11 protein-coding genes are annotated in these 12189 nt (G+C 71.1%); 4 read left to right on the top strand and 7 right to left on the bottom strand.

From position 1 onward, the window contains the following. Positions 1–24 precede the first annotated feature (24 nt). Positions 25–282, top strand: coding sequence for a WhiB family transcriptional regulator (locus tag IG74_RS0128960; protein WP_003992873.1), 258 nt, complete (start codon positions 25–27; stop codon positions 280–282). A gap of 214 nt (positions 283–496) precedes the next feature. Here IG74_RS0128960 and IG74_RS0128955 read toward each other — a convergent pair whose 3' ends face one another. After that, complete coding sequence (locus tag IG74_RS0128955) at positions 497–1963, bottom strand: sensor histidine kinase (RefSeq protein WP_030683367.1); 1467 nt, start codon at positions 1961–1963, stop codon at positions 497–499. 351 nt (positions 1964–2314) lie between these two features. Then, positions 2315–2932 carry a TetR/AcrR family transcriptional regulator gene (locus IG74_RS0128950; RefSeq protein WP_037826181.1) on the bottom strand — a complete coding sequence of 206 codons (618 nt, stop codon included), beginning with the start codon at positions 2930–2932 and terminating at the stop codon, positions 2315–2317. Positions 2933–3027: 95 nt separating this feature from the next. Here IG74_RS0128950 and IG74_RS0128945 point away from each other — a divergent pair, with 95 nt between their 5' ends. Continuing rightward, positions 3028–3882, top strand: a complete 855-nt coding sequence (locus IG74_RS0128945) for an SDR family oxidoreductase (protein ID WP_078869112.1) — start codon at positions 3028–3030, stop codon at positions 3880–3882. Between the two features lie 4 nt (positions 3883–3886). Here the strand turns inward: IG74_RS0128945 and IG74_RS0128940 are convergent, their stop codons facing one another. After that, positions 3887–4957 (bottom strand): SIS domain-containing protein, encoded by a 1071-nt coding sequence (locus IG74_RS0128940; RefSeq protein WP_030683360.1) that lies wholly within the window; start codon positions 4955–4957, stop codon positions 3887–3889. A gap of 297 nt (positions 4958–5254) precedes the next feature. On the opposite strand from IG74_RS0128940, the gene nagB reads away from it, so the two are divergent. Further along, positions 5255–6040: a glucosamine-6-phosphate deaminase gene (gene nagB / locus IG74_RS0128935; RefSeq protein WP_030683358.1), complete on the top strand. Its 786-nt coding sequence runs from the start codon at positions 5255–5257 to the stop codon at positions 6038–6040. Between the two features lie 125 nt (positions 6041–6165). Here nagB and IG74_RS0128930 read toward each other — a convergent pair whose 3' ends face one another. From IG74_RS0128930 to IG74_RS0128915, 4 genes are all read right to left on the bottom strand, one after another. Further along, positions 6166–7659, bottom strand: coding sequence for a glycoside hydrolase family 3 protein (locus IG74_RS0128930; RefSeq protein WP_030683357.1), 1494 nt, complete (start codon positions 7657–7659; stop codon positions 6166–6168). A gap of 9 nt (positions 7660–7668) precedes the next feature. Beyond that, on the bottom strand, positions 7669–8499 hold the full coding sequence (locus tag IG74_RS0128925) for a carbohydrate ABC transporter permease (protein ID WP_030683356.1): 831 nt from the start codon (positions 8497–8499) through the stop codon (positions 7669–7671). Beyond that, on the bottom strand, positions 8496–9476 hold the full coding sequence (locus IG74_RS0128920) for a carbohydrate ABC transporter permease (RefSeq protein WP_030683355.1): 981 nt from the start codon (positions 9474–9476) through the stop codon (positions 8496–8498). The genes IG74_RS0128925 and IG74_RS0128920 overlap by 4 nt, the downstream gene beginning before the upstream one ends. Before the next feature lie 118 nt (positions 9477–9594). Beyond that, positions 9595–10869: an extracellular solute-binding protein gene (locus IG74_RS0128915; protein ID WP_030683353.1), complete on the bottom strand. Its 1275-nt coding sequence runs from the start codon at positions 10867–10869 to the stop codon at positions 9595–9597. A gap of 339 nt (positions 10870–11208) precedes the next feature. Between IG74_RS0128915 and IG74_RS0128910 the strand changes: the two genes are divergently transcribed. Then, positions 11209–12042 carry a GntR family transcriptional regulator gene (locus tag IG74_RS0128910; protein ID WP_030683351.1) on the top strand — a complete coding sequence of 278 codons (834 nt, stop codon included), beginning with the start codon at positions 11209–11211 and terminating at the stop codon, positions 12040–12042. Positions 12043–12189 lie beyond the last annotated feature (147 nt).

Here is a 12189-nt window from a genome sequence, read left to right as displayed (position 1 = left end):
AAGACCCAAGGAGAGGTAGCAGCCATGGACTGGCGTCACAACGCCGTTTGCCGCGAGGAAGACCCCGAGCTGTTCTTCCCCATCGGCAACACCGGTCCTGCGCTGCTGCAGATCGAGGAAGCCAAGGCCGTCTGCCGTCGCTGCCCTGTCATTGAGCAGTGCCTGCAGTGGGCGCTCGAGTCCGGCCAGGACTCCGGCGTCTGGGGTGGCCTCAGCGAGGACGAGCGCCGCGCGATGAAGCGCCGCGCCGCCCGCAACCGGGCGCGCCAGGCCAGCGCCTGACGCCCACGCCCCCACGAGCCTGAGCCCGGCGGCGCGTACAGCGCGTACGCAACCCCCGCCCCCGAGCCGCAGCCGCGCAGCACCCCCGGTGCGCATCGCAACGTGAACAAGAAGCCCCGGACCCACCCGGTCCGGGGCTTCTTGCTGTGCGCGTCCGCCCGTGGCTTCTGGTGATGCGCGTCCGCTCCGGGCCTCCGGCGGTGCGCGCCGGGCGTCACTTGTCGGCGCGTACCGGGATGTCGAGGACGACGCGCGTGCCGCGCTCCGGGGCGCGGACCATGTCGAACGTGCCGCCCAGCTCGCCCTCGACGAGGGTGCGGACGATTTGCAGACCCAGATTGCCCGTGCGATGCGGATCGAAGCCTTCCGGCAGGCCGACGCCGTCGTCCTGGACGGTGATCAGCAGCCGGACCTCCTTGGAGGTGCCGCCGCGCACCGCGGACACCTCGACGGTGCCGGTGTCGCCCTCGCGGAAGCCGTGCTCCAGGGCGTTCTGCAGGATCTCGGTGAGGACCATCGACAGCGGCGTGGCGACCTCGGCGTCGAGGATGCCGAAGCGTCCCGTGCGCCGACCCGTCACCTTGCCGGGCGAGATCTCCGCGACCATCGCGAGGACGCGGTCGGCGATGTCGTCGAACTCCACGCGCTCGTCCAGGTTCTGCGAGAGCGTCTCGTGGACGATGGCGATGGAACCCACCCGGCGGACCGCCTCTTCGAGCGCCTCGCGGCCCGAGACGGAGTCGATGCGGCGCGCCTGGAGGCGCAGCAGGGCCGCGACCGTCTGGAGGTTGTTCTTCACCCGGTGGTGGATCTCCCGGATGGTGGCGTCCTTGGTGATCAACTCGCGCTCTCGGCGGCGCAGTTCGGTGACGTCGCGCAGGAGCACGAGCGACCCGATGCGCGGGCCCTTGGGCTTGAGCGGGATGGCGCGCAGCTGGATCACGCCGTCGCCGCCCTCGATCTCGAACTCGCGGGGCGCCCAGCCGCTGGCGAGCTTGATCAGCGCCTCGTCCACGGGCCCGCGGGACGGGGCGAGTTCGGCGGTCGCCTTGCCCAGGTGGTGGCCCACGAGGTCGGCGGCGAGACCGAGGCGGTGGTACGCGGACAGGGCGTTGGGGGACGCGTACTGCACGATGCCGTCCGCGTCGAGGCGGATCAGGCCGTCCCCCACGCGCGGGGACGCGTCCATGTCGACCTGCTGGTCGGGGAACGGGAAGGAGCCCGCCGCGATCATCTGCGCCAGGTCGGACGCCGACTGGAGGTAGGTGAGCTCCAGGCGTGACGGGGTGCGCACCGTCAGGAGGTTGGTGTTGCGGGCGATGACGCCGAGGACGCGGCCCTCCCTGCGCACGGGGATGGACTCGACCCGGACGGGGACCTCCTCGCGCCACTCCGGGTCGCCCTCGCGCACGATGCGGCCCTCGTCGAGGGCGGCGTCCAGGAGCGGGCGGCGGCCGCGCGGGACGAGGTGGCCGACCATGTCGTCCTGGTACGAGGTGGGGCCGGTGTTGGGCCGCATCTGCGCCACGGAGACATAGCGGGTGCCGTCGCGCGTGGGGACCCACAGGACGAGGTCGGCGAAGGACAGGTCGGAGAGCAGCTGCCACTCCGAGACCAGCAGGTGCAGCCACTCGAGGTCGGAGTCGCCGAGGGCTGTGTGCTGGCGTACGAGGTCGTTCATGGAGGGCACGTGTGCGAGCGTACCTGGCGCTCCGGGCAGGGCCCGAGGTCCGCTCCCCCGCGCGCGGAGGCAGTCGGCGCACCGACGGGCCGCGGCGCCAGGGCGGGACCCTCAACCCGTCCCCAACACCGCAGCCCTTTGGTGCATCGGCGGCCGGACTGTGCGGTATCGGCCGCCGATTCGGGAGAAGCCGACGCGGTCAGGGCAGAGAGCGCCGGTTCCTCGGTCCGCTCTCCTGTGCGGGGAGGGCGGAGCTTATACCCCGCATTGTGGACTAGACCATTCTCGTCTGTCTACGTACGGGGAGATGTTTGTTGCCGTGCCGCGCGGGAGGGGCCGGGACACGCCGTCTCAGCGCGCGGAACCCACCGGGTCGGACGCGGGCCAGGCCCGCATCGACACCTCCGCGACGGCCTCCAGCTCCTCGCGGGTGGCGCCGTCCCTCGACTGCTGGGACAGGCCCTGCAGGACGGCGCCCACATAGCGGGCGAGCGCCGCGGTGTCCGTGTCGCGGGGCAGCTCGCCGCTCGCGACCGCGGTCTTGATGCGGTCCTCGAACGAGGCGATGTTCGCGTTGCGCTGGTCGCGGAGGGTCTGCTCCACCTCGGGCGTCGCGCAGTTGACCGCGGCGTGGATGACGAGGCAGCCGTGCGGATGCGACGGGTCCGTGTACTCCGCGGCCGCCTCGCGCAGCATGCGCTCGACGCCCGCGCGCACGGTCGGCTCCTCGTCCATCGCGCGGGCGCCGAAGGCTCCGTACGAGACGGCGTAGCGCTGCAGGACCTCGGCGAACAGGGTCCGCTTGTCGCCGAAGGCCGCGTACAGGCTCGGCGCGCCGATGCCCAGCTCGCGGGTGAGGTCGGAGACGGACGTCGTCTCGTACCCCTGCTCCCAGAACGTGCGCAGGGCCTTCTCCAGGGCCGTCTCGCGGTCGAAGGAGCGGGGTCTGCCTCGCTGTTTCGTCGCCATGGGAAAAATTCTATAGCGGGCACTAGAAAAGAGGGAATGAGATCGGGTACGGTCTTTGTGTAGCGACCGCTAGAGAAAGAGGGGGGCGCCTGACCATGGGTGCGCTGAAGGGGAATGCGACGGGGGCGGCTTCCGGGGAGGCGACACCGGGGGCAGCCGGCCTGACGGCCGGATCCACGGCCGGATCCGCCGCGGGGCGGCTGGCGGGGAGGACCGCGCTCGTCACGGGCGGCAGCCGGGGCATCGGGCGGGGCATCGCCGAGCGGCTCGGCCGGGACGGCGCCCGGATCGCCGTGCACTACGGCAGCAACGAGGCGGCCGCGAAGGAGACCGTGGCCGCGATCGAGCGGGCGGGCGGCTCGGCGTTCGCGATCGGCGCGGAGCTCGGCAGGCCGGGGGACGCCGAGGCGCTGTGGTCGGCGTTCGACGCGCACGCGGACGGCGTCGACATCCTGGTGAACAACGCGGGCATCGGCACGTCACGCCCCTTCGCGGACACCGACGAGGCGGAGTTCGACCGGCTCTTCGCGGTGAACGCCAAGGCGCCGTACTTCATCACGCAGCTCGCCGCGGAGCGCCTGCGGGACGGCGGCCGGATCATCAACATCTCGTCCGGCGTCTCCCGCGCCGCCGTCATGCCGGACATCCTGACGTACGCGATGACGAAGGGCGCCCTGGACGTCTTCACGCGGAACCTGTCGAAGGTCCTCGGCCCCCGGGGCATCACGGTGAACTCGGTCGCCCCGGGCGTCGTGGACACGGACGTCAACGCCGCCTGGCTGCGCGGCGAGGGGAACGAGGCGGCGTGGGCGGGCGCGGCGGCCCTGTCCGCCCTCGGCAAGGTCGGCACGGTGGAAGACATAGCCGACGTGGTCGCGTTCCTGGCCTCGCCGGACGGGCGCTGGGTGACGGGCCAGTGGCTCGACGCCACGGGGGGTTCGCTGGCCTGAGGGGTCAGCGGGTCTCCGTCACCTTGGCCAGCGCCCTGGGCGCGTCGGGGTCCTGGCCGCGGGCGATCGTGACCTCGTAGGCGAGGAGTTGCAGGGGGATGATCTCCAGGATCGGCTGGAGCTCCTCGGCCACGCCCTCCGTCGGCAGCACGAATCCGGCGGACGCCTGCTCGACCTGGGCCTTGGGGCCGATGACCACCAGGTCGGCGCCGCGGCCGCGCAGCCGGTCGAGGACGGGCTGGAGCGCCTCCCCTCCCCTGCCGTCCGTGACCACCGCGATGACCGGCGAGATGTTGTCGACCATGGCGAGGGGGCCGTGCAGGAGGTCGGCGCCGGAGTAGGCGAGGGCGGGGATGTAGCTGGTCTCCATCAGCTTCAGGGCGGCTTCCTTGGCGGTGGGGTAGCCGTAGCCGCGCGAGGTGATCACCATGCGTTCGGCGAAGCGGTAGCGCGCGGCGAGGGTGCGGATCTCCTCGTGACGCGCCAGGAGGTCCGCGGCGAGGCCGGGCAGGGCCCCGGCCTGGGCGCCGTCGCTCCCGTGCAGGCCCTCGACGAAGAGGTACAGGGCGAGCAGGGACGCCGTGTAGGTCTTCGTCGCCGGGAGGGCCTTCTCCGGGCCCGCGAGGATGTCGATGTGGTGCTCGGAGACGGCGGCCAGGGGCGAGTCCGGGTTGTTGGTGACGGCGAGGGTGACGGCACCGGCCTCGCGGGCGGCCCGGGTGGAGGCCACCAGGTCCGGCGAGCCGCCCGACTGGCTCACGGTGATGACCAGGACGTCCCGCAGGTCGGGCTTGGCGGCGTAGGCCGTGGTGGTGGACATGGAGGTCAGCCCGCAGGGCAGGCCGAGACGGACTTCGAGGAGGTACTTGGCGTAGAGCGCGGCGTGGTCGGAGGTGCCGCGGGCGGTGAGCAGCACGAAGCGGGGGCGCTTCGCCGCGACCTCTTCGGCGGTCCGGCGGATCCGGGGGGCGCCGATGTCGAGGATGCGCCGCAGCACGTCGGGCTGCTCGGCCATCTCCCGGGACATGATGCGGCCCGGCTGCTCGCTGTACGGGGAGGAGGGGGTCACGGTCATGCGTACCACTCTGCTCGCTCCCGGCCCGGAGCGCTCCTTGTTCGCCGGGGACGGGGGGCTGCGCGGGCCGGGCCCGGGCGGGGTCCGTTCGCCGGGGCTCGTAGGCGCGGCGGGGCGGGGGCTCGTGGGCGCAGCGGCCGGGGGCGCGAGGGCGCAGCGGGCCGGGGGGCCGCCTCGCCGGGCGTCGTGGACGGGGAGGCGGAAGCATGGGTGCGGAAGGGCTGCGCCGCAGGGGGGCAGCTCTGCTAGATTGGTCTATACCACACCGTCCCCCTTCTCCAGATCGGCAGGCCCAGCGTGGAAGTTGTCATCGTCCCGGACGCCAAGGCAGGCGGCGAGCTCATCGCGGAGGCCATGGCCGCCCTGGTGCGCCGTAAGCCTGACGCCCTGCTCGGTGTCGCCACCGGCTCGACCCCGCTGCCCATCTACGAGGCCCTGACCGCCAAGGTCCGCGACGGTGCCGTGGACGTGGCGCGGGCGCGGATCTGCCAGCTCGACGAGTACGTCGGGCTTCCGGCCGGGCACCCGGAGTCGTACCGCTCGGTGGTGCTGCGTGAGGTCGTCGAGCCGCTCGGCCTGAGCGAGGCGGCCTTCATGGGTCCGGACGGCAGCGCCGAGGATGTACAGGGCGCCTGCGAGGCGTACGACCGCGCCCTCGCCGAGGCGGGCGGGGTGGACCTCCAGCTGCTCGGGATCGGCACGGACGGGCACATCGGGTTCAACGAGCCCTGCTCGTCGCTGGCCTCGCGGACGCGGATCAAGACCCTGACCGAGCAGACCCGGGTGGACAACGCGCGGTTCTTCGACGGCGACATCGACCAGGTCCCGCACCACGTCATCACGCAGGGCATCGGCACGATCCTGGAGGCGCGGCACCTGGTGCTGCTCGCGACGGGCGAGGGCAAGGCGGACGCCGTGGCGGCCACGGTCGAGGGGCCGGTGGCGTCCATCGTGCCCGCGTCGGCGCTGCAGCTGCATCCGCATGCGACGGTCGTGGTGGATGAGGCCGCGGCGTCCAAGCTGAAGCTGTCGGACTACTTCCGGCACACGTATGCCAACAAGCCTGCCTGGCAGGGGCTCTAGGCCTCCGGCCCGGTAAGCAGCTCGGCGCCGGGTCGCCCCTCCCTTCCAGGGTGGGGCGGCCCGGCGCCGTTGTGTTTGCGTACCGCTTGGTCCCGGGTGCGGGCCGGGGGCACAAACGGGCGTGGCTACGCGCCCGTGATGGCCTCCGCTGCTGCGGTGCCGCACACTCGGGCCGCGCCGTGGGTGGCGATGTGCAGGGCGCCCGTGGGCTTGGCCTGCGGGACGCCCATTTCCACGACGATGGTGTCGGGGCGGGTGGCGAGCAGGTGGTCGACGGCCGCCGTCATCCAGGGATGGCGGTGGGCGTCGCGGACGACGGCGACGATCCGCCGGTCCCCCGCCGCGGCCAGGGCCTCGCGGCCCGCGTCGGCGCCGGTGAAGGAGCCGGTCTCGGTGCCGGGCAGCCGGCGGCCGAGTTCGGCGGCGACGCCCCACGGGGTCTCGTCGCCGACGGCGATGTTGGCCACCGGCGTGAACGCGGCGACGTAGGGGGCGCTGGTCAGCGGACCCGCGTAGGTCTCGCTGTGGGTGACGGTCAGCGCGCGGCGGGCCGCGCGCAGGCCGATCTCGGTGTCGGGCACGCCCCCCGAACGCCCGGCCGCGCCCGACACCGAGGTCCAGTGCGCGAGCGCCCTGACCCGGGCAGCCGCGTCGGCGAGCCGCTCCTCGGGCAGCTCGCCCGCGCGCACCGCGGCCACGAGGGCGTCGCGCAGACGGCGTACCGTCAGCTCGTCGTGGAGGCCGCCGCCGACGCAGATGGCGTCGCAGCCGGCGGCGACGGCGAGGACGGTGCCGCGTTCGATGCCGTACGTCGAGGAGATGGCCTGCATCTCGATGCCGTCGGTGACGATCAGGCCGTCGAAGCCGAGCTCGCCGCGGAGCACGTCGGTGAGGATGCGCCGGGAGAGCGTCGCCGGGTACTCCGGGTCGAGGGCCGGGACGCTGATGTGGGCGCTCATGACGGCCTGCGTGCCCGCGGCGATCGCGGCCCGGAAGGGGGCGAGTTCGCGGGCGCCCAGGACGTCCGCGTCGACGCCGATGTGCGGCACGGCGTGGTGCGAGTCGACGGCCGTGTCGCCGTGGCCGGGGAAGTGCTTGGCGCAGGCGGCGACGCCGGAGGACTGCAGGCCCTCGATGTAGGCGGCGGTGTGCCGGGCCACCAGGTCCGGGTCCGCGCCGAAGGAGCGCACCCCGATGACCGGGTTGTCCGGGTCGGAGTTGACGTCCGCGGACGGCGCCCAGTTGAAGGTGACGCCGCACTCGGCGAGGCGGCGGCCCAGCTCGGCGGCGACGCCGCGGGTGAGCGCGGTGTCGTCCACCGCGCCGAGCGCGTGGTTGCCGGGGAAGGACGAGCCGGTGCGCACTTCGAGGCGGGTGACGTCACCGCTCTCCTCGTCGATGGCGACGATGAGGTCCTCGCGCTCGGCGCGCAGCTGGGCGGTGAGCGCGGCCACCTGCTCGGGCGTCTGGACGTTGCGGCCGAACAGGCCCACGGCGGCCAGGCCCTCGCCGATGTGGCGGAGCAGCCAGTCGGGGGCGGTGGTGCCGCCGAAGCCGGGCTGGAGGACGGTCAGGGCGTCGCGCGTCAGGGCGTCCGGCGCGGATGCGGTAGAGCTCATGGGTGTGCGTTATCCCTTCACGGCACCGTCGGTGAGGCCGGCGACGGCGCGCCGCTGGAGGAAGACGAAGAGGAGCAGGATCGGGATGGCGAAGATCGAGGAGGCCGCCATGGTGGCGCCCCAGTCGTCGCCGTAGACGGTCTGGAAGCTCGACAGCCAGGACGGGAGCGTCTTGGACTCCGGGTCCTTGTTGACGAGGAGGGCGATCGGGAACTCGTTCCAGGCGGTGATGAAGCCGAAGAGCGAGGTGGACATCAGGCCGGGGGCGAGCAGCGGCAGGATGACGCGGCGGAAGGCCTGCATGCGGGTGCAGCCGTCGACCATCGCCGACTCCTCCAGCTCCTTGGGCACGGCGGCGACGAAGCCGCGCAGCGTGAGGATCGTGAAGGGCAGGATCATCACCATGTAGAACAGCGTCAGCGGGACCAGGCTGTTCAGCATCTCCGCGTCGCGCACGATCATGTAGATCGAGATGACCATGACTTCCCAGGGCGCCATCTGGGCCAGCATGAAGCCGATGATGAAGCCCCGGCGGCCCTTGAACCGCATGCGGGCGAGGGCGAAGGCCGACAGCAGGGCGATGATGAGCGAGAAGACGACCGCGAGGACGGTGACGGTCACCGAGTTGATGACCATCTGCCAGAAGTGGTCGGCGTCGACGGCCGTCTTGAAGTGCTCGAAGGTGAAGTCGAACGGGATCCAGACCGGGTCTTCGCTGATGATGTCGCCGGTCGGCTTGAAGGCCGTGGCGAACATCCAGTAGACGGGGAAGACGAGGCCGATGAAGAGGATGACGGCGATGACGTTGGGCCAGACGCGGCCGAACAGGGAGCGCTTCACGCGTCCTCCTCTTGCTTGAGCACGATGCGCAGGTGGTACGCGGTCAGCACCAGCATGATGATGATGGTCAGCATGGCGATGGCGGAGCCCATGCCGTAGTGCTGGTTGCCCGAGCCCTCGATGTAGGCGTAGACCGGCAGGATCTCGGTGAGCCGCTCCGGACCGCCCTTGTTGATCGCGTAGACCTGGGCGAGGGCCTTGAAGACCCAGATGACCTCGAGGAAGGTCGTGGCGTACAGGAAGGGCCGCAGGAACGGCAGGGTCACCGAGGTGAACTGCTTCCAGGCACCGGCGCCGTCGAGGGACGCGGCCTCGTAGAGCTCCTTGGGGATCGTCGTGGTGGCGGCGTACAGATTGATCGCCACGAACGGGATCGACATCCACACGATCAGCGTGATGATCACGAAGAAGGTGGAGTACTGGCCGCCGAACCAGTCGTAGTCGGCCATGGAGCTGAAGCCGATCTTGGCGAGGACCCAGTTGACGACGCCGTAGCGCTGGGCGAAGAGCCACTGGTAGACGGTGGTGCCGCCGATGACGGGCATGGCCCAGGCGAGGACGAGGCCGAAGAGCAGCAGCCGTCGCATCTTGTTGCCGAGCTTGGCGAGCAGCAGTCCGATCAGGGTGCCGAGCACCATGATGAGGACGACGTTGATGGCGGTGAAGACGATCGACCGCCCGACGACGCGCCAGAAGTCCTCGCTCTTGAGGACCTCCTTGTAGTTGTCGACGCCGTTCCACTCGGTGAGATGCAGGATGACCTGTCTCATGTTGAGGTTCTGGAACGACAGGATCCCGTTGTTCACCAGCGGCCAGCCCAGGAACACCAGGGTGGCCACGAGTGCGGGAAGCAACAGCAGATACGGCGCCAGAGCCCCGGCCCTGGCGCGGGGCGTGCGCGGGGCCCCGGTGCGCCCGCCGCCCGACTTCACTACCTCCGGCGGGCCGGAGGGCGGCCGTTCGGTCTGTACGGTCATGCTCGCCATCTCTCTCATCGGCACGTCACACAGGAATGCGCCGGGGGCGGCGAGGCAGCGGGCCGCGGGCCGCGGGCACGACCCTGCCTGTTGTCACCGCCCCCGGCGGGGCGCTTCCTTACTGCTTCTGCGACAGGCGCTTGTTGAACTCGCCCTCGACCTTCTTGGCGGCGTCGGCGGGCGATTCGCCGTTCATGACCGCGGTCAGGTAGCTCTTGATCGGGTTGGGCTCGTTCTCGACGGCGGCCCACTCCGGGATCAGCGGGGTGATGCCACCGCCGGCGGCGGCCGGAGCCATGGCCTCGGCGGCCGGGTTGCCCTTGAGGTTGGACTCCAGGGCCTGCTTGTTCGGGATCACGCCGCCTTCCTTGGCGAGCTGGCCCTCGAACTTGTCGGACATCGCGATCTTCAGGAACTCCTTGGCGAGCTCCTGCTTCTTGCTGGTCGCGGCGACGGCGAGGTTGGAGCCGCCGAGGAAGACGCCCTCGGGCTTGTCGGCCGCGTCGCCCGGGATCGTGAAGTAGCCGATGTCCTTCTCGATCTTCTTGTTGGCCTTGATGGCCGTGGCGGCCTCCCAGCTCATGCCGATGAAGGCGCCGGTCTTGCCCTTGGCGAAGACCTCGGCCTGCTGCGGGGTGGCCTCGTCCTTGTTCTTCGGCGCCTTCGACAGGGCCTGGAACTTCTTGTACGTCTCGGCGGCCTTGGCGACCTTCGGGTCGTCCAGGTTGGAGACGTACTTGTCGCCGTCCTTCTTGACCAGCTCGCCGCCCTGTCCGATGACGAGGCCCACGAAGTGGTACCAGTTCTGGCCGGGCAGGTAGATCGGCTCCGCGTCGGTCTTGTCGCCGATCTTCTTCAGGTCGGCGTAGAACTCGTCGCGGGTCTTGGGCGTCTTCTTGATGCCCGCGTCGGCCCAGACCTTCTTGTTGTAGAGCACGACGCGGTTCAGGACGAACCACGGGGCGGCGTACTGCTTGCCGTCGACGACCGTGGACTTGTTGATCGAGTCGGTCCAGTCGGAGCCGATCGACTCCTTGAGGTCGCTCAGGTCGGCGAGGCCGCCGGACTTGGCGTACGCGGCCGTCTGGGTGTTGCCGATCTCGAAGACGTCCGGCGGGTTCTCCTCGGAGAGGGCGGCGGTCAGCTTCGGCTGGATGCCGTTCCAGTCCTGGACCTCGAGCTTGAGCTTGGCGCCCGTCTTCTTCTCGAAGGCCGTCTTGACGTCCTTGGTCCAGCCGTCCGGCGTCGAGCCGTCCATGGCCCAGAGCGTCAGCGTCTCACCCTTGAAGCCGTCCGCCCCGGACTTCTTCTTGTCGCCGTCGTCGCCACCGCAGGCCGCGATCGAGACCAACATGCCCGCGACACCGATCGCCGCGATGAGCTTCCGCTTCACGTCATCCTCCTTTGGATGCCAGCCAACCCCCCACCCGCAGCGACCAAGAGGACCGAAAGACTGCCCGTGGGACTGGACCTGGTCTTTAATGGTGTAGACCAGTACGGGGGAGCTTGGCCTAGACCTTTTGGGGTGTCAAGGGTGTATAAGAAGGGCAGTCGGCTCCGTTATCGGACCGACACCTGAGCGGCACGGCTCTCCCCCGACGGCTTCGCTCGAACAGGGGTGACCCCCCTGGGCCGGACCGTGCCACGATGTGAGCCGCGACAGACGGAGGAGCCGGTGACGGCAGCAGCACAGGAGCCGGTGAGAGCAGCACAGGAGCGGGAAAGGCGGAGCATGGGCACAGAGGCGGGCAGTACCCGGGCAGAGGTGGGCACCTCGGCGACGGCATCCGCGAGCGCGGCCGCCCCCACCCTCACGACGGGCGACGGCTCCGGCCCCGCCAAGTCCGTGCGCCCGGCCCGCGTGCCCAAGTACTACCGCCTGAAGCGGCACTTGCTGGACATGACCGAGACCCTGCCGCCGGGCACCCCGGTGCCGCCCGAGCGCACCCTCGCCGCCGAGTTCGACACCTCGCGCACGACGGTGCGCCAGGCCCTGCAGGAGCTGGTCGTCGAGGGCCGCCTGGAGCGCATCCAGGGCAAGGGCACGTTCGTGGCCAAGCCGAAGGTGTCGCAGGCGCTCCAACTCACCTCGTACACCGAGGACATGAAGGCCCAGGGCCTGGAGCCGACCTCCCAGCTCCTGGACATCGGGTACATCACCGCCGACGACACCCTGGCCGGCCTCCTGGACATCGCCGCCGGGGGGCGCGTCCTGCGCATCGAGCGGCTGCGGCTCGCCAGCGGCGAGCCGATGGCCATCGAGACCACGCACCTGTCCGCCAAGCGCTTCCCGGCGCTCAGACGCTCGCTCGTGAAGTACACGTCCCTGTACACGGCCCTCGCCGAGGTCTACGACGTGCACCTCGCCGAGGCCGAGGAGACCATCGAGACCTCCCTGGCGACCCCGCGCGAGGCGGGCCTGCTCGGCACCGACGTGGGCCTGCCGATGCTGATGCTGTCGCGGCACTCCGTGGACGGCGGCGGGCAGCCGGTGGAGTGGGTGCGCTCGGTGTACCGGGGCGACCGCTACAAGTTCGTGGCCCGGCTCAAGCGACCCCAGGACTGAGACCGCCCAAGCGGCCGCGGGGCGGGGACGTTCACGCGGCCGCGGGGCTGAGACCGCGGGGCCAAGCCCCAGGACCGAGGCCGCCCAAGCCCCCCGGGCCGCGGCGGCACCGCGTTTCACCCTGCCCGCCCCGTAGCGCGGATCACT

Origin of the sequence: Streptomyces sp. NRRL B-1347, assembly GCF_000720325.1 — a bacterium.
Taxonomy (GTDB): Bacteria; Actinomycetota; Actinomycetes; order Streptomycetales; family Streptomycetaceae; genus Streptomyces.
The sequence above is the reverse complement of the archived record's forward strand: the minus strand, read 5'-3'. Positions and strand labels throughout refer to the sequence as shown.